Annotated in this window: 22 protein-coding genes; 13 read left to right on the top strand and 9 right to left on the bottom strand. The window is 67.0% G+C overall.

Features of this window, described 5'->3' with window-relative positions:
• Positions 1 to 18: 18 nt before the first annotated feature.
• From BO221_RS06200 to BO221_RS06190, 3 genes are all read right to left on the bottom strand, one after another.
• Positions 19 to 873, bottom strand: a complete 855-nt coding sequence (locus tag BO221_RS06200; RefSeq protein ID WP_073559315.1) for a hypothetical protein — start codon at positions 871 to 873, stop codon at positions 19 to 21.
• Between the two features lie 84 nt (positions 874 to 957).
• The gene (locus BO221_RS06195; RefSeq protein ID WP_073559314.1) at positions 958 to 1,674 is read right to left on the bottom strand and encodes a hypothetical protein; all 717 of its coding nucleotides are present in this window, start codon (positions 1,672 to 1,674) and stop codon (positions 958 to 960) included.
• 9 nt (positions 1,675 to 1,683) lie between these two features.
• On the bottom strand, positions 1,684 to 1,941 hold the full coding sequence (locus tag BO221_RS06190) for a molecular chaperone DnaJ (RefSeq protein ID WP_073559313.1): 258 nt from the start codon (positions 1,939 to 1,941) through the stop codon (positions 1,684 to 1,686).
• 56 nt (positions 1,942 to 1,997) lie between these two features.
• On the opposite strand from BO221_RS06190, the gene BO221_RS06185 reads away from it, so the two are divergent.
• From BO221_RS06185 to BO221_RS06170, 3 genes are all read left to right on the top strand, one after another.
• Positions 1,998 to 2,756, top strand: coding sequence for a DUF4159 domain-containing protein (locus tag BO221_RS06185; RefSeq protein ID WP_073559312.1), 759 nt, complete (start codon positions 1,998 to 2,000; stop codon positions 2,754 to 2,756).
• Positions 2,757 to 2,777: 21 nt separating this feature from the next.
• Positions 2,778 to 5,063 carry a glutamine amidotransferase gene (locus tag BO221_RS06180; protein WP_073559311.1) on the top strand — a complete coding sequence of 762 codons (2,286 nt, stop codon included), beginning with the start codon at positions 2,778 to 2,780 and terminating at the stop codon, positions 5,061 to 5,063.
• 1,028 nt (positions 5,064 to 6,091) lie between these two features.
• Positions 6,092 to 6,430 carry a hypothetical protein gene (locus tag BO221_RS06170; RefSeq protein ID WP_073559309.1) on the top strand — a complete coding sequence of 113 codons (339 nt, stop codon included), beginning with the start codon at positions 6,092 to 6,094 and terminating at the stop codon, positions 6,428 to 6,430.
• A 46-nt stretch (positions 6,431 to 6,476) separates the two neighbouring features.
• Here the strand turns inward: BO221_RS06170 and BO221_RS06165 are convergent, their stop codons facing one another.
• Positions 6,477 to 7,115: a TetR/AcrR family transcriptional regulator gene (locus tag BO221_RS06165; protein ID WP_083680763.1), complete on the bottom strand. Its 639-nt coding sequence runs from the start codon at positions 7,113 to 7,115 to the stop codon at positions 6,477 to 6,479.
• A gap of 143 nt (positions 7,116 to 7,258) precedes the next feature.
• Here BO221_RS06165 and BO221_RS06160 point away from each other — a divergent pair, with 143 nt between their 5' ends.
• The gene (locus BO221_RS06160) at positions 7,259 to 7,918 is read left to right on the top strand and encodes a hemolysin III family protein (RefSeq protein WP_073559308.1); all 660 of its coding nucleotides are present in this window, start codon (positions 7,259 to 7,261) and stop codon (positions 7,916 to 7,918) included.
• Positions 7,919 to 7,996: 78 nt separating this feature from the next.
• Here BO221_RS06160 and BO221_RS06155 read toward each other — a convergent pair whose 3' ends face one another.
• Entirely contained in the window at positions 7,997 to 8,620 is a 624-nt protein-coding gene (locus BO221_RS06155) for a glutathione S-transferase family protein (RefSeq protein WP_073559307.1), read from the bottom strand.
• 66 nt (positions 8,621 to 8,686) lie between these two features.
• Complete coding sequence (locus BO221_RS06150) at positions 8,687 to 9,430, bottom strand: hypothetical protein (protein ID WP_073559306.1); 744 nt, start codon at positions 9,428 to 9,430, stop codon at positions 8,687 to 8,689.
• Positions 9,431 to 9,615: 185 nt separating this feature from the next.
• On the opposite strand from BO221_RS06150, the gene BO221_RS06145 reads away from it, so the two are divergent.
• From BO221_RS06145 to BO221_RS06125, 5 genes are all read left to right on the top strand, one after another.
• The gene (locus BO221_RS06145) at positions 9,616 to 10,641 is read left to right on the top strand and encodes an aldo/keto reductase (RefSeq protein WP_073559305.1); all 1,026 of its coding nucleotides are present in this window, start codon (positions 9,616 to 9,618) and stop codon (positions 10,639 to 10,641) included.
• Positions 10,642 to 10,703: 62 nt separating this feature from the next.
• Complete coding sequence (locus BO221_RS06140) at positions 10,704 to 11,222, top strand: hypothetical protein (protein ID WP_143195282.1); 519 nt, start codon at positions 10,704 to 10,706, stop codon at positions 11,220 to 11,222.
• Positions 11,219 to 11,947 (top strand): hypothetical protein, encoded by a 729-nt coding sequence (locus BO221_RS06135; protein ID WP_073559303.1) that lies wholly within the window; start codon positions 11,219 to 11,221, stop codon positions 11,945 to 11,947. The genes BO221_RS06140 and BO221_RS06135 overlap by 4 nt, the downstream gene beginning before the upstream one ends.
• A 249-nt stretch (positions 11,948 to 12,196) precedes the next feature.
• Positions 12,197 to 12,664, top strand: a complete 468-nt coding sequence (locus BO221_RS06130) for a hypothetical protein (RefSeq protein WP_143195281.1) — start codon at positions 12,197 to 12,199, stop codon at positions 12,662 to 12,664.
• Between the two features lie 8 nt (positions 12,665 to 12,672).
• Entirely contained in the window at positions 12,673 to 13,953 is a 1,281-nt protein-coding gene (locus tag BO221_RS06125) for a hypothetical protein (RefSeq protein WP_143195280.1), read from the top strand.
• A gap of 44 nt (positions 13,954 to 13,997) precedes the next feature.
• Here the strand turns inward: BO221_RS06125 and BO221_RS06120 are convergent, their stop codons facing one another.
• Positions 13,998 to 14,864: a hypothetical protein gene (locus BO221_RS06120; RefSeq protein ID WP_073559301.1), complete on the bottom strand. Its 867-nt coding sequence runs from the start codon at positions 14,862 to 14,864 to the stop codon at positions 13,998 to 14,000.
• A gap of 25 nt (positions 14,865 to 14,889) precedes the next feature.
• Positions 14,890 to 15,972 (bottom strand): hypothetical protein, encoded by a 1,083-nt coding sequence (locus BO221_RS06115; protein ID WP_233165701.1) that lies wholly within the window; start codon positions 15,970 to 15,972, stop codon positions 14,890 to 14,892.
• A 232-nt stretch (positions 15,973 to 16,204) separates the two neighbouring features.
• Between BO221_RS06115 and BO221_RS06110 the strand changes: the two genes are divergently transcribed.
• A complete protein-coding gene (locus BO221_RS06110; protein ID WP_073559300.1) occupies positions 16,205 to 17,224 on the top strand; it encodes a CHAP domain-containing protein in 1,020 nt (339 codons plus the stop codon).
• A 21-nt stretch (positions 17,225 to 17,245) separates the two neighbouring features.
• The gene (locus tag BO221_RS06105; RefSeq protein WP_073559299.1) at positions 17,246 to 17,677 is read left to right on the top strand and encodes an NUDIX hydrolase; all 432 of its coding nucleotides are present in this window, start codon (positions 17,246 to 17,248) and stop codon (positions 17,675 to 17,677) included.
• 198 nt (positions 17,678 to 17,875) lie between these two features.
• Here BO221_RS06105 and BO221_RS06100 read toward each other — a convergent pair whose 3' ends face one another.
• On the bottom strand, positions 17,876 to 19,669 hold the full coding sequence (locus BO221_RS06100) for a hypothetical protein (RefSeq protein ID WP_073559298.1): 1,794 nt from the start codon (positions 19,667 to 19,669) through the stop codon (positions 17,876 to 17,878).
• Between the two features lie 550 nt (positions 19,670 to 20,219).
• On the opposite strand from BO221_RS06100, the gene BO221_RS06095 reads away from it, so the two are divergent.
• A complete protein-coding gene (locus BO221_RS06095) occupies positions 20,220 to 21,068 on the top strand; it encodes a CoA ester lyase (RefSeq protein ID WP_073559297.1) in 849 nt (282 codons plus the stop codon).
• 58 nt (positions 21,069 to 21,126) lie between these two features.
• A complete protein-coding gene (locus tag BO221_RS06090) occupies positions 21,127 to 22,359 on the top strand; it encodes an aminotransferase class I/II-fold pyridoxal phosphate-dependent enzyme (protein WP_073559296.1) in 1,233 nt (410 codons plus the stop codon).
• The last annotated feature ends 8 nt before the right edge of the window (positions 22,360 to 22,367 follow it).

The raw sequence follows: 22,367 nt of genomic DNA, 5'->3' as shown, positions 1-22,367 counted from the left end.
AACCCTCGAGCCACCGCCTTACAGCGGCTCGATCTTCAGGTTGTCGAAGAAGAGCTGGGCCTCCCAGCTGGAGAACCCGAAACGGTCGTGACCCTTGCCCTCGAGCGGCAGCGGGTCATCGAACTCCATGAAGGGCTTCCCATCGATGGACCAGCGTAACAGCGAGCCCCTGCGCTCGATACGCCAGTGATAGGTGCGGCCGATCTCCACCGGGTAGGGCCGGGCCTCCACCCGCATGTGCGTGTTCTGGCTGAACACGCCCGTCTCCACCAGCCCCGAGCCCTTGCCACCATTCTGCTCGGCCACCTGCCGCGCCTGACGCTGGAGCGCGTCCAGGGGCGCGCCGTGCTCGTCCAGCCGCGCGATGATGGACAGCGAGTTGTTCCACCCGCCGTGAATGAGGATGTACCCGGAGGCATGGTCCGAGCCGTCGCCGAAGATCTCCACCTTGATGTCGCCCTCTGGGGACTGGGAGCGCACGTCGAACTCGACGGCCACGTCGCGCGGCAGCTTCGCCTGGAGCCAGAGCGGGTTGTTCTTCACACCCGGTGAGAGCAGCTGCCCGTTCACCACGCGCCAGTGGCCGCCAGTGGAGAAGAAGTCGCGCTGCACCACGTTGGGGTCCGAGAAGTCCTGGCTGTAGGGGACGGTGGCGGTGGTGGCGGGCTCACTCCGGAAGAGGGCGTAGTGGATGAGCGGGAACTGGATGGCGAGGATGATGGCGGCGAGCACCGCCCAACCCCGGCGGGACAACCCCTCGGGTTTCTTCCAGGCGACGGTGGCCTCGGCGTCCGCGGCGGGAGCGCTATCGGCCTCCGGGCTCTTGGAGTCCCGGTTCTCGGGGTTCTTCTCCTTGCGTCTGGCCTGGCCCATGGGTGTCGCTCGTCCCGGGGGGGTGGAGGGGGGCGCGGACTGTATGCGCGGCCCCGGTGGAGGTAAAGGCTGGTTCCAGCCCGGCTACTTGCCGCCCCGGGGGGCGCTCCAGCGCTTCTCGGTGGCCTTGAGCTCGGCCTGGCGCATCTTCAACCGTTGGCGCTCGGCGAGCTGGCGCTCCTCCTCCTCGGGCGAGGGGCGCACGGCGATCTGATAGACGCTGCCGGCGATGGCGAAGAGGCCCGCGGCGATGATGAGGCCCCAGGGCTGGCTGGCCATGGCGCTGACGAGCCCGCCGAACTGGTGCAGGGCCGCCATGGCGCCGAGCACGAGCAGCCAGCCGCCGAGCAGCGAGGCGATGATGGCGGCCACGTGGCGGTGCAGCACCGCGGCGACGAGGCCGCCGAGGATGAGGCCGGGCGCGAAGCCGACGAGGAAGTCGCTGGGGCCGGCGATCTGCCCGCCCAGCAGTCCGATGGGGACACCCACGCCGAGGTAGATGATGGCGGGCGGGAAGATGAAGCCCAGCACGGCGAGCACCGCGGCGGTGGCGGCGGGCATGCGCGGGTCCATGGACATGCCGAATTTGGTGAACAGTACGCTCGTCCACGCCAGGCCGATGAGGGCCCCCAGGGGCCCGGCCACGATGCGGAAGACGCGGCCTCCCCCGAAGAGCAGCATCGCGAGGCCCACCACACAGCTCACGATGCCGGCCCACATGGGCATCAGCCGGTAGATGGCCACCCAGCCGGCGGGGTTGAACGTCTGGTAGGCCTTGAGGGCTTCGAGGTACGAGTCCACGACGGTGTCCTAGTAGCGCGTGGCGGCGAGCACCACGAGCAGCACGAGGAGGACGGCGGCCAGGATGGCGAAGCCGTAGAGCGCGGGAGCGGTGGAGGCACGGCGCAGCAGCTCCTCGGCCTGCGCCTTGTCCTCCGGGGTGGGGTTGTCCGCCAGGATGCGCTCGGCCTCACGCCGGGCGGAGAGCACGTCCCCCGAGTCCTTGAGCTTCCACGCCGCCTGCATCCGGGGGGAAGCAGGATTCGGCGTCTGTCCGCCTTTCGCCATGGGGGAACTCTATAGCGGGGAATGCAAGGGCGCGTCGACGGTATATAGAACCCCCTATGCCCGTGCGCCCCCTCAGCCGTCGTACCCTCCTGCTCGGGAGCGCGGCGCTCGTCCCGCTGCTGTCCGGACGTGCGTCCGCCTTCGGAGAGAAGAGCCGCTTCATCCCCGCCGTGGCCCGGCATGGTGGCCGGTGGGACACGAGATTGTCGGGGCTCCGACGAATCGCCTGGGAGCTCCAGCGGCGTACCTCGGTGGAGGTGTTGCCGGACGCCCGGCCCTTCGACCTCTCCAGTCCGGACCTCTTCGACTACCCCTTCCTGTACCTGGGCGGGGACGGGGCGTTTCCGCCCTTCAGTGAGGCGGAGGTGGAGAACCTGCGGCGTTACCTGACGTTTGGCGGCTTCCTGCTGGCGGACGCCAATGACGGCAGCGACGGGGAGGGCTTCGACGCCAGCTTCCGCCGCGAGCTGGCGCGGGTGCTGCCGAAGAGCCCGCTCACCCCGGTGCCCTCCAGCCATGTCGTCTTCAAGAGCTTCTTCCTGCTGGACTCGGCGCCGGGCCGGTTGCTCAACAAGCCACAGTTGCTGTCGGCGAACCTCGGAAAGCGGGCGGCGGTGATGTACTCGCAGAACGACCTGGCCGGGGCATGGAACCGCAGCGAGGCGGGAGACTATGAATTCGACGTCTCCCCGGGCGGAGAGCCCCAGCGCGAGCTGGCCGTGCGGCTGGGAGTGAACCTCTGCATGTACGCGCTCTGCCTGGACTACAAGGACGACGCCGTCCACCTGAACCTCATCCTCAACAAGCGCCGCTGACACGAGGCCCCCGACTCATTCATGGACACCACGCCTTTCAATGCCTGGAAGCTCGTCAGCCTCTCGCCGCTGCCCGTATGGGTGCTGGTGCTGCTGGGCGTGGGCCTGGCGCTCGGAGTGGGGCTGGCGGCGTGGGGCGTGCGGCGGGAGCCGGCGCGGCTGCGGCGGTGGGCCCTGTGGTCGCTGCGCGCGGGCGCGGCGCTGGCGGCGCTCTTCTTCCTGTTGGAGCCCGGCATCCGCAACCTGCAGGTGGCGCGGATGAAGAACCGGCTGGCGGTGCTGGTGGACCGCTCGGCCTCGATGAACTTCCCGGTGGAGCCGGGAGGCGTGACGCGCTCGGCGCAGGCGGCGGCCTTCCTGGAGAAGGCGGCGCCGGGGCTGGCGGGGTTGCAGGACCGGTACACGGTGGAGGTGTACGGATTCGATCCGGAGCTGTCGCCCACGTCGGCCGAGGCGCTGGCGAAGGAGCCGGCGCGGGCGGGGACGTCGGACCTGTTGTCGGCGCTGCGCTCGGTGGGAGCGGGGGCGCAGGGGACGAAGAAGCTGGGCGGCGTGCTGCTGGTGAGCGACGGCGCGGACAACGTGGAGCTGGCGGGAGGAGCGGTGGGCCGGGCGCGAGCGGCGCTGGCGGACCTGAACGTGCCGGTGTCCACGTTCCTGGTGGGGCGCGAGGCGCTGAAGGACCTGTCGGTGGATCGGGTGAAGGTGGACGACTTCGCCTTCGTGCGCAACTCCATCACGGTGGAGGTGGAGGTACACGGCCGGGGCTTCTCGGGGCAGGACGTGCCGGTGGTGCTGAAGCAGGAAGGGAAGGTGGTGGCGAGCAAGTCGGTGCGCTTCGAGTCCTCGGATGACATGAAGCCGGTGGGTTTCACCTTCACGCCGGACCAGACGGGGCGCTTCGTGTACACGGTGAGCATGCCGGTGTTCCCGGACGAGGCGGTGGGGGACAACAACACGCGCTCGTTCGTGCTGAAGGTGATTCGGGACCGGGTGCGCGTGCTGCTGGTGGTGGGGCGGCCGTCGTGGGACGAGCGCTTCCTGCGTGGGCTGTTGAGGCAGGACGCGAACGTGGACCTGGTGTCCTTCTACATCCTGCGGACGATGTCGGACGACCCGGGAGTGGTGAGCCAGGAGCGCGAGCTGTCGCTGATTCCCTTCCCGATGGAGGAGATCTTCGACACGAAGCTGGACACGTTCGACGTCGTCATCTTCCAGAACTTTGGATACACGGACACGTCGCTGTCGATTGCCCAGTACGAGCGCAACCTGGAGCGCTACGTGCACAACGGCGGTGCGCTGGTGATGATTGGAGGAGACAGCGTGCTGGGCGAGGGCCGCGCGAGCATGCCCACGCTGTACGAGACGCTGCCGGTGGAGGGAGCGGGTCCAGCGAACGTGGAGCCCTTCAAGGCGCGGCTGACGCCGGAGGGAATGCGTCACCCGGTGACGGCGATGGCGTCGGGAGGGGCGGGCACGGAGACGGTATGGGCGGAGCTGCCGACGATTCCGGGAGCGAACCAGACGCGGGCGAAGAATGGGGCGACGGTGCTGCTGGACCATCCGTTCATGACGGTGGACGGGAAGAACGCGCCGCTGGTGGCGGTGTGGGATTACGGGCGAGGCCGGTCGATGGTGGTGGCGACGGACGCGAGCTGGTACTGGGCCTTCACGGCGCACAAGGGAGGCTCGCCGAGCCGAGCGTATGACCGGTTCTGGAGCAACGCGCTGCGGTGGCTGGTGAGGGATCCGGACCTGACGACGCTGAACGTGACGGCGGATCCTCCCGCGGTGGAGCCGGGCAAGGCGGTGGGGGTGGTGGTGTCCTCGAGGACGGCGGACTACCAGCCGGCGCAGGACGCGCAGGTGAGGGTGGAACTGGTGTCTGTGGATTCGCAGAAGCCGGTGGCGGTGCAGACGGGACAGACGGGTCCGGACGGAGTGGTGCGGCTGGAGTTCGCGCCGCCGGCACCGGGGCCGTACAAGCTGGTGGCCACGGCGAAGAAGGGCGAGACGGACCTGGGGAAGGGTGAGGACGCGGTGGCGGTGCGAGCGGTGGGCCCGGAGCTGTCGGACGCGTCGGTGCGGCCGGAGCTGATGGAGCAGATCGCGAAGTACACGGGAGGCAAGGCGTTCCGGCTGCCGATGGATGGATTGCCGGATGACGTGCCGTTGCTGGACCCGCCGGTGGTGGAAGTGGGCCGGGCGAAGGATCGGCCGCTGTGGGACCGTTGGTACTACCTGGTGGCACTGGTGGGGCTGCTGGGCACCGAGTGGTTCCTGCGCCGCCGCTTCGGGTACGTGTGAAGAATCACTCCTGATCAAACACTCCGCGGAACCAATCATCCGTGGAGCCAATCACCCCTCGCCCTCCGGGAGAGGGACGGGGTGAGGGTATTGGAAGAACTCGGGTTCCATCCCCACTGCCTCCACTCGGTGTTGGAAGAGAGGCTGTTCCTCATGGACTACTTCCTTATGTCTCGGAACAGGCGGAGCATCGACGTCGAAAGTTTCGTCGAGCTGCTGCCTCCTCCGAGCGCTTTCTTGCGTCGGTCTTCATCCGAGCATTTTACGTTCTGCGTTTGGGCGGCGCGTCAATAATGCTGAATTTCAAGAATGGCTCCTCTGAATTGCGAAAGCCAGACCACGTGAATACCGATAGGGATTTTAGGCTTTCCGAATATGAGAATACATACCTGGCATTCACCAATCCACCGAACGCATCAAATATATGGCGTGGAATCCTAGAAAAGCCCTCCCTATAGTAATCAAGGCCTGAACCCGCTTTCTTTTTTTTGCCTTTGAGTGTTTCCCATTCGCCAGGATCTGACGGAATAAGGACCCCAAGACAGAACGACGATGAGGTCCATGCATCTCGGGAGACTTTTCCGGTTTCCTTGAGAAGTTGACCGAATAGCTTATTTATCGTATTCGCAGAGTCGGTGGAATGATTGGACTTTGCTTCAAGCAATATCTTCGTCGGCATGCCCACTGGCCACATTGCGCGGTTCAAAACCAGTTCGATATCCGCGCGCTCGTCATTGTCTCGGCCGAAATGAGATTCCGATGCATTGATTAGATTCTTCTTCTCAAGAAAGAGACGCAACGAGTCTATCAATTGGGCTTCTGGATCTCTACGCATATGTCCTTTAGTCTAACGAATAGCGTTTATCTGACGCTGCGGCAACGCGAATAGAAGGAAGCTTGAGATGGATGGGGTCGCTGTTCCCCTGTGTCAGGGTAGTTGACGCCTGGAGTCACCTACAGGAAAACCAATTCCTAATACTACCCGGTCACTGAGTCTGCTCCGCAAGAGTGGGCAGAACTACACCTACGTGCATGGCTGCTCGGGCGAGTCGTTCTTCGGTATCCATCTCTCGCTGGCCAACGATGAGAGCCGCGACATCCGGCCCCAGTTCATCATCGTCGGTGGCCCGGACAGCAGCTTCTACCGCATCGCCGATGTCCAGAGACCCTCGAAGAACACGCTGGAGTTCACGCTCTCCTTGGGCTCGGAGGTCTTCACGATCGAATACGAGCGCATCAACGACTCGGTGGGCTTCTGGAGTGGACGGCTCTTCAACGGTCCATGGACGCAGGACGACGGCATGTACCTCGCCGACCATGCACGTCTGTCCCGATTCAATGAAGTCTGTGAATCGCTGGAGGACTGACGCGCGAGGGTTTCCGGCGCGTCAGCGTCCCTGGCGGGAGCACGGCTCAGCCCCGCCGCTTCGTCCCACTCTTGGCGCCGGGCGGGACCGGGTCCTTCGGCAGGTGTCTCAGCCCCATCCAGCCGAGTGCGGCCACGTGGCGCGCCACGTGGTCGATGGAGAAGGCGCGGCCCTCCGCCGCCCACCACTGTCCCACCTGGGTGACCATCCCGACGAGCGCGTTGGCGTAGATGGGCGCGACCTTCGGGTTGTAGCCCGCCTGCTCGAACTCGCTCTGGAAGATGTCTCCCACGCGCTCGGCCAGGTCGTCGATGACGCGCGTCAATCCTCGCCGGGCCTCGTCGTTCGGCGAGTCGCGCGTGAGCACGGCGAACCCCGCCGGCTCCTCCTTCACGTACGTCATGAAGGCCATCACCGCGGCCTCGAAGCGCTCGCGGGGGATGCCCTTCGCGATGCTCTCCGATACGCGCGCCACCAGGTTGTCCATCTCCCGGTCCACGATGGCCGCGTACAGGCCCTCCTTCGCACCGAAGTGCTCGTAGACGATGGGCTTGGACACTCCCGCCTTCTGCGCGATCTCCTCGATGGAGGCCGCCTCGTAGCCGTGCGAGGCGAAGACCGACCGTCCTACCTCCATCAACTGCACCCGGCGCTCCGCACCCGACAGGCGTTGTTTCCTGGCCATGTTGACCTCGAACCTACGCTTGGGTAGGTTACCGGACCGAAAGTTACTCGGCGGTAACCCGCCGTGGAAGAGGGAGTCCTCGTGTACCTCGCCGCTTGCTTCGCTGTCTTCGCCATCGCGGGTTTCGAGGCCGAGGCGCGGTCATGAGCGCCGCGGAGGCCGTGGGCGGGAAGCCCCGGATGCGGGGAGTGCTGCACCAGTTCGCGGCCGCCGTGGCACTGGGGGCGGGACTCGTTCTCGTCTCCATGGCGCCTGGCGCGCGGGCCGCCACGGGGGCGGCGCTGTTCTCCGTCAGCCTCATCACCCTGTTCGCAGTGAGCGCGACCTACCACCGGGTGAACTGGTCCGTGCCCGCGCGGGCATGGATGCGGCGGATGGACCATGCGTCCATCTTCATCCTCATCGCGGGCACCTATACGCCCGTGGCCCTCATCGGCCTGCCGGAAGCGGTGGGCAACAGCCTGCTGCGTGCCATCTGGGCCGGCGCGCTGCTGGGAGTGCTGCAGTCGCTGTTCTGGGTGAACGCACCCAAAGCCATCACAGCCGCGCTCGCCGTCGGGGTGGGCTGGACGCTGGTGCCCTATATGGGCGAGGCGTACCGCTCGCTCGGGGCGGCGCAGCTCGCGCTCATCCTCGCGGGCGGGGTGGCCTACACGGCGGGCGCGCTCGCGTACGCCTTGAAGCGGCCGAACCCCCGGCCCGGAGTGTTTGGCTACCACGAGGTGTTCCATGCGCTGACCATCGTCGGCGCGGTGCTCCACTTCACCGTGGTGCTCCTGCTGGTCCGCTCCGCTCCCGCCTGAGAGGCGGGCCCATCAGAGGGCCCACATCATCAGTGCCAGCGGTTCCGCCGGGGACTGGCTCGAGCTCCGAGGTGACGGCTACTTCTTCGGCAGCAGTGCGTCGTCGATCTGGCGGGCGCGGATGGCGGCGGGGCGGCTGTTGATGCGTGCGGCATAGCGCTCGAAGACCGGACGCTTCTCGATGCTGCCGAACTGCATGCCCCAGCTGATCTGCGAACCGGTGTAGACGTCCGCGGCGGTGAACCGGTCACCGGTGAGGTAGTCGCCCTTCGACAGCACGTTCTCGAGCGCGTTGAGGACCGAGTCGAGGCTGCCATAGCCCACCGTCCCGGCCCGCTCGGGGGGAACCTGGAAGCCCATGGCCTTGTTGGAGATCGCCGACTCGACGGGGCCGGCGCCGAAGAACAGCCAGCGGTAGTAGGGGCCGCGCTCGCGGCTTCCCGGCGCGGGAGCCAGGTTCGCCTGCGGGAAGGCATCGGCGAGATAGGTGCAGATGGCCGCCGCCTCGGTGACGACCGTGTCGCCGTGGCGGATCGCCGGGACCTTGCCCATCGGGTTGATCGCCAGATAGGCGGGCGCCTTCATCGTCGTGCCGTACTCGAGCACCTCGGTCCGATACGGCTGCCCGACCTCCTCCAGCATCCAGCGCACGATCCGGCCGCGCGACATCGGGTTGGTATAGAAAACGAGCTCGTCGGACATGGTTTGCTCCTTGGGGTTGGGGCCGCGACCCTAGCCCGGTTCGTGGCGTGGTGGGCGGGAGAGCTTCTACGGCTTGGGCGGCTTGGGCGTCCTGCGGATGGGACTGTCGCCAAGCTCACTGGTCACGGGCTTCGACTCCAGCTGGCAGTCGTCCGGAGAGAAGTGATTGTGGTGCGAAAACTTCACCGTCAGCCGATGCTTGCCGGGTGGCACGGGGTATTCCGACGAGAGCTCCACCACCGTGCGGTAGGTTGCTCCGGGCTTCAATTCGATGAACCGGCCGGGCGGGGCCCGCTTGGCCATCATTCCCTGATAGGCGATGCGCTGGCCGTCGACCTCGACCTGGAAGAGGTTGTTCGACAGCTTTCCCTTCTCGGCGACGCTGGGCCCGTCGAGCTGGAGCGTCCGCGTGAGCGAGTTGGAGATCTTCAGCTCCACGGAGTACTTCCACCCGTCCGGGCCGGGGGTCGCCTCGAAGAGGCTGACGGTGACGGGCCAGGTCAACAGCTTCGCCTCGCGCGTCTTCAGGTCGACCAGGTGGCGGACGCCCACCTCGTCCTCGATGAGCATCGACGTTCCCGTCGCGTCGAGCGCCATCGACTTGAAGAACACCACCTGCACGCCGGTCTCCACCTGCTCGTCGACGAGGTACTTGTAGACCTCGACCTGCCAGAGCGGCTTGCCGGACTTCTCGTCGACCGCGAAGAGCACGCCGTTGTGTGACCACCGGGATTCGTAGCGCACGCCGTCCCGGGTGATGGGGGCGATGACCGGCGGCGGGGGCCTGCTCGCGGAAGGATGGTCGGTCATGGAGAGGTTCTCCCGAGGGGTGAAGGGCGAAGCATGTTCCACCACTCTATCGCCCGCTGGCATGTCCGTGACGCGTTGGTTGCGGCTCTGACAAAGCGGAGTTTCGCGGTCATTGCTTGTGGCGGGGGACGCACGCCCGGGTTAGGCCGAGGGCATCGCGGCGCCTGCCGCCGCAGGAGGGAATCATGGAATACCGCAAGCTGGGCCACAGCGGCCTGAAGGTGTCCAACCTGTGTCTGGGAACGATGACGTTCGGTGAGCCCGCCGAGGGCTCGATGATGCACGGGGTGGCATCGGACGAGAAGACGTCCTTCGCCATCATGGACCGGGCGCTCGAGGCCGGTATCAACTTCTGGGACACGGCCAACGTCTACGGCAACGACGGGCTCACCGAGCGCGTGCTGGGCAACTGGTTCACCCGCACGAAGCGGCGCGACGAGGTGGTGCTGGCCACCAAGTTCCGCTTCCGCATGGGCAAGGGGCCCAATGACACGGGGGCCTCGCGTTATCAGATCCGCTCGGCGGTGGAGGGGAGCCTGCGCCGGTTGCAGACCGATCGTATCGACCTGTACCAGGTGCACATGCAGGACATCGACACGCCCGAGGAGGAGACGCTCCGGGCGCTGGAGGACCTGGTGCGCCAGGGCAAGGTGCTCTACATCGGCGCCAGCAACTACGCCGCCTACCGGCTGGTGGACAGTCTGTGGACCAGCAAGACGCAGCACCTCTCGCGCTTCGTGGCGCTGCAGGCCCAGTACAGCCTGGTGGTGCGCGAGCTGGAGCGCGAGCACGTGTCCGTGTGTGAGCAGTTCGGCCTGGGCATCCTCCCGTGGTCTCCCCTGGCCGGCGGCTTCCTGTCGGGCAAGTACCGCAAGGGCCAGCCCCCGCCGGACTCCTCGCGTCTGGCGAAGTGGAAGGACCGGCTGGCGGGCTTCGACACCCCACGGAACTGGCGCATCCTCGAGGCGGTGGACGCGGTGGCCAGCGAGCTGAACGCCTCAGCCTCCCAGGTGGCCCTGGCGTGGCTGCTGCGCAAGCGCGCCGTCACCTCCGTCATCTTCGGCGCTCGCACCGTGGAGCAGCTCGAGGACAACCTGAAGGCCGCCGAGCTGAAGCTGGATGATGCCCAGTTCAAGCGGCTGGATGAGGCCAGTGCCCTGGAGCTGGGCTACCCGTACGACTTCATGCAGCGCATCCAGGGCCGCTGGTAGCGGCCGCGTCAGGTGTTCGGGAGGCTGGTGGACCTGTGGGGGGCGCTATGTTCGGACGCCCCATGCCAGTCTCCCTCTTTCGTGCCGCGTTGCTCCTGCTGTTCCTCTCGGGTTGCCGGACGGCCTCGAACCCTTCTCCACCCCTCGATCCGGAGGTCGCCGGGCTGCTCCAGCGGCTCAGGGCCACTCCCGACGATGGACTGGCCACGTACGAGCTGGCCGCTCGCTACGCCGGGCTGGGAGAGAACGAGCAGGCGCTCCGGTGGATGGAGCGGCTCGAGGCGCTGCGTTGGCGCTACGGAGTCGGGGACGCGCACTTCGGTGCGCTCGCGCGGACGCCGGAGTACCGCGAGGTCGCGGCGCGGCTCGCCACCCTCCATCCCCTGGTGGCCCGTAGCAGCCCCGTCTTCACCCTCGCGGAGAAGGCCCTCACCCCCGAGGGCATCACCTACGATCCCGTCACCGACACCTTCTTCGTGAGCAGCATCCGCAAGCGCAAGGTGGTTGCCCTGGCCCGGAATGGCCAGCTGCGTGACTTCACGGGCTCGGGGCAGGACGGCCTCCTGGGGTGCTCGGGATGAAGGTGGATGCCGCGCGCCGTCACCTCTGGGTGGCCAGCTACGCCAGCAGGGGCATGGAGAACGCGCAGCCCGAGGAGCGGGGACACTCCGGACTCTTCCAGTACGATCTGCGCACCGGTGGGTTGCTCCGCCGGTTCGCCCTGGGCAACCAGCCCCGCGCGAACCTGGTCAATGACATCGCGCTGGACGCCTCGGGAGACGTCTTCGTGACCAACAGCGAGCGAGGCACGGTGAGCGTTCTGCGCGCGGGTACGGAGGCGCTCGTACCGCTCATGCCCGAGGGCTCCTTGCCCTATCCCAACGGCATCGCCCTCTCGGAGGATGGGGCCCGGCTCTACGTGGCGCACTCCCAGGGCATCGCCTCGGTGGATCCTTCGACGGGACGGCACACTCCCGTCCGGGCGCCACCGGGCGTGCTGCTGGCGGGCCTCGATGGAATGTCCATCTACCGGAGCAGTCTGATTGGCGTACAGAACGGCTTCGGACGGGGGCGCATCGTCCGCTTCCATTTCGGCGCGGACCCCACGCGGGTGGAGCGCGAGGAACCCCTCGAGTCCGGCAACCCGCTATTCGACATCCCCACCACGGGCACGGTGGTGGGCAACACCTTCGTCTATATCGCCAACAGCCAGCTCCGCAGGCGAGGGCCCGAGGGCGAGCTCCTGCCCCCGGAGCAACTCGACGAGACCGTGCTGCTCCAGGTGGCGCTAAGCCAGCCGAAGTAAGTCCGTTCAGGGGTTTGTCCTCAGCTCGAAAGCAGGAGGGACCCCTCCGGGCACGGTCTCGCCAGACTTGTCCAACAGTTGGACAAGTTCGTGAAGAGCGCGCCCGGCAGGCGGACTCACCCACCCCTGAAAGGACTTTGTTCCGATGGCTTAGATGAGTGACGCGGGCGTCCTCCCGGGTCCGTGGCTGGAGCGGCGCGGACTGGTAGGGTAGGGCGCATGCGGCTCGATGACACGGAACGAGATGTGATGCGCTCTCTCCTGCCCGGGGAGAAGCAGCTGCGGCGCTGGGTGTTCCTCCTGGGTGGCTTGGCGCTGATGGGCGGGTGTGATGGAGGAGAGGTGCAGCCAGAGGAGCGCCCCACCTTCAGCAAGGACGTGGTTCCCCTCTTCCAGGGCTCGTGCGGCTTCGGCTCGGGGTGTCACGGCACGGCCCAGCCGGCGGGCCATGTGCAGCTCACCCTCGGCTCCGGGGATGCCGCCACGCTCCTGGCCCGGTTGAAGGAGAAGAGCGTCCGCGAGCCCTCGTTGCCGCTGGTGGACCCGGGCAATCCCTCGGGAAGCTTCCTGCTGCACAAGGTGACGGGGGACTACACGGGCCTGCCGTGCGCTCCGAGCGCTTGTGGCGAGCGCATGCCCCAACGCAGCACGCCTCTTCCCCAGGAGAGCCTCGACATGCTGGAGCTGTGGATCCAACAGGGCGCCGTGCTCGAATAGAGGGGTTCATGAAGCTCCACGCCATGGCCTCTTCCTGGAGATTCCTCACCTGCCTGGGCCTGCTGTCCGCGGCCTCCGTGCATGCACACGGGGGCTTGATGGAGACCGACAGCTACACCTCGCGCCGGGGACACCCGGAAGACCGGTTGATGGGCTTCACCCGGGGCACGCTCCTCTCCCGTGATGACGGTGCCTCCTGGCGCTGGGTGTGCGCGGAGGCCATGGGCTATGGCAGCTGGCCTCCAGAGCGCTACGTGTGGCTCTCGAGTGGGGACATCCTCACGGCCACGGGCAAGGCGCTGTTGCGCTCGCGTGATGGAGGCTGCACCTGGGTTGCCTCGACGGCGTTCCAGGACCTCTGGGTCTCCAGCCTCGCCGAGCACCCCACGGACGGCTCCCTGCTCTACGTGGCCACCGGAAGGCCCGCGATGACCAACCTCCTGTTCCGCTCGCGGGATGGCGGGGAGACGTGGACGCCCACCGCGCTGAGCCGTGAGGCCGTCTTCTCCGCGGTGCGCGTGGCTCACTCCGACCCGAAGCGCCTCTACCTCAGTGGCTGGAAGGGCTACGCCATGTACCTCTTCCGCAGCGGTGACGAGGGCGAGACGTGGGAGGACCTGCCCCAGACATTCCCCGCGGGGCTCGAGGGCGCGTATGACTTGAAGCTGCTGGCGGTGAGCCCGGCCAATCCAGACGTGCTGTGGATGCGCGTGTCCTCACGGACTCCGGCGGGCGGCATCCTCTACACCGTGCTGCGCAGTGACGATGGGGGCCGCACGCTCACGACCGTGCTGGCGCAGGAGGACCCGCTCGTCAACATGGACGTCTCGGCCGATGGCCGGACCACCTGGGTGGCGACCTACAATCACCTGTTCCGGGGCCGCGAGGGAGAGTCCATGCTCCCGTTGCCGCTGCCCACGGGCAACGCGTGCGTGACGCGTGAGGGCGGCACCCTCTTCGCTTGCGGCTCCACCTGGGTGCACGAGTGGGCCCTGGCGCGCAGCACCGACGAGGGCACTTCCTGGGAGCCTCTCTTCAGCCTTCGCGACCTCCAGGGCGTCCACCAATGTCCAGCGGGGACGCCTGTGAAGGATCTGTGCACGCCCCTCTGGCCCCAGCTCGCGCAGCAGCTCGGTGCACCCGTCTACCCCGTGCCACCGGACGCTGGAACGCCAGACGGGGAAGTGCCTCCGAAGTCAGACGGGTGCGGCGCCACGGCCGGGAGCGCGGGGATGGCCCCGCTGCTCCTCTCCATCCTGCTGCGCCGGCGTGGGCGGCGCGCGCGGTGAGCGCCGCGCTCCAGGTGAGTCCTGGAGCGCGGGTCCTTCAATCGCTACGGGCAGGGCGAGCCCAACACGTAGCCCGCCTTGCAGATACACCGGCAGAACGCATCCTCCCCGGGCACGTTGCAGGCGGGACGTACCATGAGGGTCTTCTGGAGGACCTTCTGGCCCAGACGATCCTTGAGGATGACGATGAGCTCGTAGTTCTGATCGTATATGTCCTTGTTGGACCACTGGTTGGGACACAGCGTCACGTTGGAGAACGAGGCGTCGTCCAGGTCGATGTTCGATCCCCGGCCGTCCGGACCTCGCTGCAGGTTGGCGGTCCGTGAGTCGAGCGTGAGCCTGCCGGTCTCGGGATTCTTCAGCGCGCCCAGGATGCTCACACCACAGGGATCGATGTTGATCACGTCGTACACTCCGACGAACGACACCCGCCCGCCCTGGATCGGTTCGATGACCGTGAGGGTGCTCCCCGTGGTGAGCGGATAGGACGTCCAGTCAGGCCCCAGCGCCTTGATCTTGAAGTCGAGCGCCCCATTGGGATCCCCCAGGTAGGGGACGCCGCATGGTGTGTCGGGAATGGTCCCCGCGTCGGGCGTCGTGCCCGCATCCGGAGTCGTTCCCGCGTCGGGGGTGGAAGTCCCCGCGTCAGGAGCCGTGCCCGCGTCAGGAGCCGTCCCAGCGTCGGGGATGCCCGCGTCCTCGGCCGTGCCCGAGTCGGGAGCCGTGCCCGAATCGGGGATGCCCGCGTCCTGGTTCGTGCCCGAGTCGGGGATGCCCGAATCGGGGATGCCCGCGTCCTCGGTCGTGCCGGCGTCCTGACTGGTCCCCGCGTCCGGCGTGGGGTCGCCGCCATCCGGGTCACAGCTCATGACCAGACAGAGCGACAGCAGGACGACGGGGATGGACTTCATGAGATGCACTCGCATTGCGGCCCTGTCAGAAGCAGTTCACGTTGTCCTGCTTCGGGTAGTAATAGATGAAGGCATTGCAGTGCTCGTTCTGATCCACCTGCGGTCCGAAGGTGTAGCAGCAGTCGAGCAGCCGGTCGGGCGTCGAGTACTTCTCCTTGTCGAACGCATCCAGGGCCGCGCATCCAATGGGAGGAGGCGTCCACTCGTAGTTGCACGTGTACCAGATGCCTCCGCCCGCGGGCAGCGTGCGGTCCAGCTCGGGCGAACGCGTCATGGGCGGATCGTCCCACACATCCGAGGTGTAGAAGCGCTGATCCTCCGGGGGCCGCTCGAGGCTCATGCCATCCCAGGCGTAGATGCGGAACTGCTTGCCCCGGCTGTGGAAGTGGCCGTTGGCCCCGATGATCTGCACGGGGTTCGTGTTGTTGAGATTGCAGGTCCCATCGAAGGTGGGCGTGGGGTTCTTCGTGCAGACGCGGATGGACTGCTTGGTGGCGAAGATGGTCCCCAGCTCGTGCTTCACCTGCTCCTTGGGGATGGCCCAGAAGTTCACCCACACCCGGCCGTAGTTCTGCGGCGTCTTCTGGGTGGAGGCGTTGACGAAGTGCGACTGCAACATCAGCCACTCTTCCGGCTGGATGACATTGGCCACCCCCTCCGGATACGTCCAGTCGATGGTTCCATCCTGCTGTGTGTTGGCCAGCAGCGGCCAGTCCGCCCAGTTGGCGCTGTTGAAGCAGGGACCCGAGCCGTTGGAGGCCGGCTGGAACTCACCGTTGGCCGGATCCAGCCCGAAGATGGTGCGCACCCGGTAGATGTTCATGTGGTGCGAGCCATCCCGCTGGGAGATCTGGATGCGGTGCAGGTTGATGGGCTCGTTCGCCGGCATGCCGTTGGCCGCGGCGATGTCTCCCGCCTTGAAGAAGTAGCAGTCCTGCTGCTCGATGCCCTGGGGGACCTCGGTCTCCCGGGTGATGTACTGGAACCCCTGACCCGACGGGACAGGGTCCAGGGCGAAGTCATCCCTCGGCTCCGGAGGATCGACGGTGCCGGGACAGGCCGTGTTCGTCAGGGCGAGCAGCGAGAGCAGGGCGAGCGGTCTTCTCATGGGGCTCCTTCGGGTAGAAGCGGTCGGATCGACCCACGAGCATCCTGCACTTCCCCTCGAAAAGCACCCCCACACGGGGCTGGAGTGCTTCCGAGCGGGCAGCCTCCTCCCCGGTCCACCGAGGCCATGGACGGGGACTCTCGCGAATTGGGAAAAGCATATCCCAACTTGGGAATCGCTGGCATCCTGGAAAGCCCCGCTTCCGACCTCGCGGGCCAGGAGAGAACACGCCATGTCACGCTCCAGCACCCTCTTCAGTGCGATCGCCGCGCTCGTGTGTGGATGCACCACGGATCCGCGAGAGCTTCCCAACGCGCCCCTGGAGACGGGTGGCAACGCGGCGGCCCTGAGCTCGCCGGAGCTGGTCGTCTACGGCTGTCCACCCGGCGCGGTGGGCGTCGTGGGCGCCACGTTCAAGGGGATTCCCGCCTACTGTCAGCCCTCGGGCGGCGGCTTCTACCAGTGCGATGAGCTGGGCAACCGCTTCATGCGGGACGCCTACCAGCACCCCAACCTCGACAATGTCGTCACCGACCTCGCGGACGCGATGTGCCCGAACGCGGCGGCCATGCCCCAGTACAGCGTCTGGGGCCCCGGCTACCGCGATACCCGGGGCAAGGCGCCGCTCCCCGGTGATCTGATCGTCTTCTCGGGTCAACTGAACGGCCTGGCCATCGCGCATGTCGCGGTGGTCACCGGTATGGACGCCGGCAACGTCTACTACATGCAGCAGAACATGAACGACCCCACCGGCAGCACCGGCTGGGATGCCAGGAAGTCGTGGTTCTCCAAGTCGAAGGTGCTCTGCTGGATCCACCCCGAGCCGGTGGCGAGCCCCCCGCCGGCCAACCCGCCCGACTGTGGCTGTTTCGATGGCGAGGGGGACTACTGCGGACTCGCGATCGCCGACCACCAGGCGTGGTTCGGCTGCGGCGCCAACGTCACCGCCCCGCTGAGCTACGACAACGTCTACAACTGCCGCGGCGGCGTGTTCAGCCTGAAGTCCACGTGCTCCAACTGCGTGACCCAGCGCTACACCTCGACGGTGGGGGGTTACTGCGCCGATGGCAACCCCTGTGGCCACGTCTTCCGCTATACGAACGGCACCTATTGCGGCTCCTCGACGGACAACGGCTTCTCCGGCGGGGCGGCGGACACGCTCTACACCTGCACGGACGGCCTCGTGACCGCCACCTCCGCCTGCTCGGAGGGCTGCACGCCCCAGAAGGGTGGCTCCGACAAGTGTGACTGAGCGTCACGAGGGGGTGCGCACATGAGCCAGAAACCGGAGCACCCGGCCGTCGGGCTCGGGGTCATCATCCAACGGGGGGAGGAGATCCTGCTGGGCCAGCGCAAGGGCTGGCAGGGGGGCTTCTACTCCATTCCTGGCGGGCTGCTGGAGGTGGGAGAGAGCTTCGAGGAGGGCGCCATCCGGGAGGTCCGGGAGGAGACGGGCCTGGAGTTGATCGACCCGAGGGTCATCGCCGTCACCAACAACCTCGAGACCTTCCGGCGGACGGGCAAGCACCACGTCTCGGTCATCCTGTACACCCAGTGGTTCCGTGGAGAGCCCGTGGTGATGGAGCCCGGCAAGTGCGCGGGCTGGGGCTGGTACGATCCGCGCCAGCTTCCCGAGCCCCACTTCGAGGCGAGCCGGCGTGGGGTGGCGTGCCTTCTCCGGGGGAACTTCTACGAGCGCGAGTGACCCCGCAACGCACCGAGGCGCCAGCGGGCGGTGTACCGTCCGCTGGCGCCTCGATCAACCGCGTGGCTCGCGGCTTCAGGCCAGGACGTAGTCGCGGCAGTTGCCACCACCGAAATAGCCACCAGAGCTAGCCAGACCGCCGCGGATGTTCGTCTTGATCTTCATTTGTGTGTTCCTCGTGGGTTATCGACTTCATTCCTATTGAGAGCGGGTGGGCGCGGTTGTGATGCGCGTGGTTTCCTCCGTATTTTCGACGGTGATTTCCAGCGCATCCCGGAGCAGCTCCATGAGGTCGGGCAGCGGGCGCGTGATGCCGATGCGCAGCCGGTGGCTGAGGGAGAGAGCCGCACTGGAGAACTTCCGCTCCGGGTGGGGGCGCTGGAGCAACGCATTGACCTGGCTCTGAATACCCTCGAGGGCGCGCAGCACGGGGCGCTCGATGGACAGGTACTCCGCCAGCGCGTCCGCGATGGCCTCCAGGACGTCACTCCGGGCCTCCGGGGCCGCGTCCGCGCGTGAGCGGAGCAACTCGCGGAGCCTCAGACGCGCCCGCGCATCCACCGCGTCGTGCGCGGGGATGAAGGCGTCCTGGAGGTGCCGCGGCGTGTCCTCCCGGAAGCCCTTCAGGATGTGCAAGGCGTTCTCGTACTGCTCGACGCGGCGGGACTCGACCTGAGCCCGGGTGGAGGGCTGGTTCAGTCCCAGGGTCTCGATCATCCGCCAGTCGATCTCGACCCGGGCGCGCAGCCGCCCCAGGAGTCCATCAGGCTCGTCCTCCACCGGGAGGAGCGCCGAGCGGAGCGCGTCGTAGGCTCCGCACATGCGGCCCCAGAGGTTGAACTGGAGCGAATAGAGCAGGAGCCCCAGCATCGCGTAGTCCACGGCGGCGGGGATGTCCGCGGCCCACTCCGGCAGGGGCACGGGAGGACCCTCCACGGGCTTGCCATCCATCAACGTCGCGAAGAACTCCTCCACCATGTGCGGGGGGCCGGCGCAGACGCCGCGGCTGGAGAGGAACTGGTTCTCATGCTCGCTGATGCGGTACAGCTCGGCGGGCGTGATGGGCGTGTCGTACGGCCTCGGCTCTTCCGGGTGGTAGAGCAGATAGGCCGCCACCATCCGCACTCCATCCGTCACCCGGAACATGGAGGACAGCACGGGATCCAGCTCGCCATTGGGGACGGGGTTGTTGCCGCGCATCAGCAACAGTGTGGGGAGGGCCAGCACGGCCACGCAGAAGGCGTGGAGATCCCCGACCCGCCAGCGTCCATCCGGGAGCAGGGGACGGCGGCGCAGGTATTCCTCCCGGACCGCGAGCACTCCCCGCAGCACGGACTTCCAGTGCCGTGTCATCGACCGGAGCGCCGTCACGTTCATCATCGCCTCGTCCCGGAAGCGGCTGCCCGGGTAGGGGCACGGCTTCCACTCCGTCGGAAGCTTCATGCGCATGGCCACGGGGAAGACGTTCATCTCCCCGACATGGCGTCCCTCCGCGTCGAGCGCCGGGTGGGCGATGCGATGCAACGGGAGCACCGCCTCGAGGAAGCCCAGCTCCAACGGACGTCCCGTCAACCGCTCCATCACGCGGGGACAGTCCGGGTTCCACCACAGGGGCTCGGTGGGGGCTTCTCTCAGGGCCTCGGCTTCCAGGAACCGCTGATGGATGTCTCCCCGCGACGAGGGCTTCGGGGCCTCGCGCGAGAGGATCTCCTCGGACAGGAGGGCCTCGAGCAGTTCCCTCACGCGCTCCCAGGGATAGGGCTCTCCGCCGCTCCAGGTGGTGGCGCTGCCGGCCATGAACTGGTCCTGCTGGAGCAGGGCCTCTCCGAAGGAGTGCAGGTCCGGCTCGTCGATGGTGATCTCCTTGATGCCGAAGAAGAGATGCAGCTCCCGGTTGCCCTCGGGGGTGGTGATGTACTCGCGCGTGAAGCGACGCCGCATGGGCACGTACAGCGTCTCGTGGGGATCAACGGGTACGGCTTCCTGACTCATTCGAGGGCTCCTGGGAGCAAGCCCGGGAGCTCCAGGCGCGGAGGGGCTGCTCCGTCTGGGTGTGGTTCATGCGGAGGGAGCGCGGGCGAGCCGTTCGTGATGAGCGCGGGGCCACCTTCTCAACGCCTGCCTGGAGGGCGGGCGGCAGGGCATGCGCTTGTGCGTCCAATGGGGCAACCGCTCAAACCAGACACAGACATCGTTCAGCCATCGCTCGCCGCTCGATGTCTGCATTTACAGCGCCGCGTGTCGTGAGCGACGGCGCATACCACAACTGCCTCGGCCCAGGTCAATGCGCGGTGCGTTGGCCGAGGGGGGCCGCACCCTGCGGAGAGCGCTGTCTGGAAGTGTAAAATTATATCAATACGTCACGGCGTGGACGTGCCTGAAGGAGGCTTGGGGCGTCCTTGACGCCGCGCGAAATGAAGGGTAGCCAGACAATCGGCAATTCAACGAATGCCCGGTAACCACCGCGCCGCGTATTCTCCGGCGGCTCCTGCCCTGGGGGGCGGGCAAGGCGGGGGCAGTCCTCTCACCCTCGGAGGCAGCCATGAGATTCACCACGTATTGCCGCTCCATCCTGTTCACTCCGGCGCTGGCGGTCGAACGCTTCGCCCGGGGGCAGCAGTCCGGTGCAGACATGTCCCTGGTGGATCTGGAGGACTCGGTGGCCGCGCCCTTCAAGGACGCCGCGCGGAGCAAGGCGGAGGCGTTCTTCACCGCGCCGCGCACCGCTCGCGGCCGCCGGGCCATCCGCATCAACTCCATCACCAAGCCCGAGGGCATGCGCGACCTGCTCGCCATCCGCGACTACGCCTCCAAGCCGGACGTCATCATGCTGCCCAAGACGGAGTCGCCGCGGGACCTGGAGATCGTCGAGCAGGTGCTCGGCTCCGAGTGTGCCCAGGTGGACCTGCTCGCCCTGGTGGAGACGGCGCGGGGCATCGAGAACGTCGACGCCATCTCCCGCGCCACGCCGCGGCTCAAGGGTTTCGTCTTCGGCTCGGCGGACTTCTCCTTCAACATCGGCGCGTCCCTGTCCTGGGAGCCCCTGTACTACGCGCGTGCGCGGCTCGTCACCGCCGCGCGTGCCGCCAACCTGCACGTCATCGACTCGCCCTTCTTCGACATCCCCAACGTGGAGGAGCTGCGCCGCGAGGTCTCGCTCGCCCGGAACATGGGCTTCAGCGGCAAGGTGGCCATCCACCCGGGGCAGATTGAAATCATCCAGCCCGGTTTCTCCCCGGACGAGCGCATGCTGGCGAAGGCCCGGAAGATCCTCGCCGAGAGCCAGGCGAAGGACTTCAACATCGCCGTCGTGGATGGGACCATGATGGGGACCCCGTTCATCGAGGCGGCCCGGCGGATGCTCGAGGAGTTCGGCAATCGCGAGGGCTGAGCCCCGCGCACCCTGGCAGCACCACACATACGTCAGCCAACCCGTGAGAGGAGTCTCCATGGAGTCGAGCACCGCCCAGAACGTCGTGGGCCCCCGGCAGTACCGCAACAACGAGAAGATGATCGCCCTGGGCGACCGCGGTTGGTTGCGCGCCGCCGAGGACGGGCTCATTGGCATCAAGGTGGACTTCGACTCCAACAACCGGCTCATCGACCGGCAGCACGACCATGAGTTCATGGTGCTGTGCTCGTGCTCGTACCTCGGGCTCAACCACCACCCGAAGATCATCCAGGGCGCCATCGACGCGCTGAAGGAGTGCGGCACCACCAGCCTGTCCCTGTCCACCGTGCGCATCCGGCCGAACCTGCTGGTGCGCCTGGAGGAGGAGCTGAGCTCGCTCTACGGCGGCCCGGCGGTGCTCGGCGCCACGTGCAGCGCGCTGTCCGCCGGCATCCTGCCGCTGATCGCCTCGGGCCACCTCACCGAGGATGGCAAGCCGCGCGTCATGGTCTTCGACCGCTTCTGTCACTTCTCCATGGCCTACATCAAGCCCATCTGCGGCGATGAGAGCCTGGTGCTGACGAGCCCCCACAACGATCTCAACTTCCTGGAGGACGTCTGCAAGAAGTACCCGCGCGTGGCCTACGTGGCCGATGGCGCCTACTCCATGGGCGGGTTGACCGCGCTCGAGGGGCTGCTCCAGCTCCAGGAGCGCTACGGGCTCTTCCTCTACTTCGACGACTCGCACTCGCTGTCCATCACCGGCAAGAACGGTGAGGGCTACGTGCGCTCGCGCATCAAGATGAACCCGCTGACGCTCATCGTCGCCTCGCTGGCCAAGGCGTTCGGTACGTCCGGTGGCGTGGCCATGCTGGGCAGCGACAAGATCTTCGACTTCGTCAACCGCAACGGCGGTCCGCTGGCCTGGTCGCAGAACATGCAGATCCCCTCCATCGGCGCCTCGCTGGCGAGCATCGCGCTGCACCGCTCGCCCGAGCTGGGGCAGCTCCAGGAGAAGCTCCAGCGCAACATCGAGTGCTTCGACAAGGAGTTCCCCACGAAGCAGGCCGGTAACGGCATGCCCGTGCGCCTGCTCCAGGTGGGCGAGGAGGAGAAGGCCGTCAGGCTGTCCAAGGAGCTGTACAAGCGGGGCTACTACTGCTCGGCGGTGTTCTTCCCCATCGTCGCCAAGGGCGAGGCGGGCGTGCGCCTCATGCTGCGCGCCGACATGGAGCTGGAGCAGGTCCGCACCTTCTGTGCGACCGTCAAGGAGATCACCTCCAACTTCTGACCACCGCC

The sequence above is a fragment of the Archangium sp. Cb G35 genome (assembly GCF_001896145.1).
In the GTDB taxonomy this organism is placed as follows: Bacteria; Myxococcota; Myxococcia; order Myxococcales; family Myxococcaceae; genus Archangium; species Archangium violaceum.
Note: the sequence above shows the minus strand (reverse complement) of the source record. Positions and strands in the feature narration are given on the sequence as shown.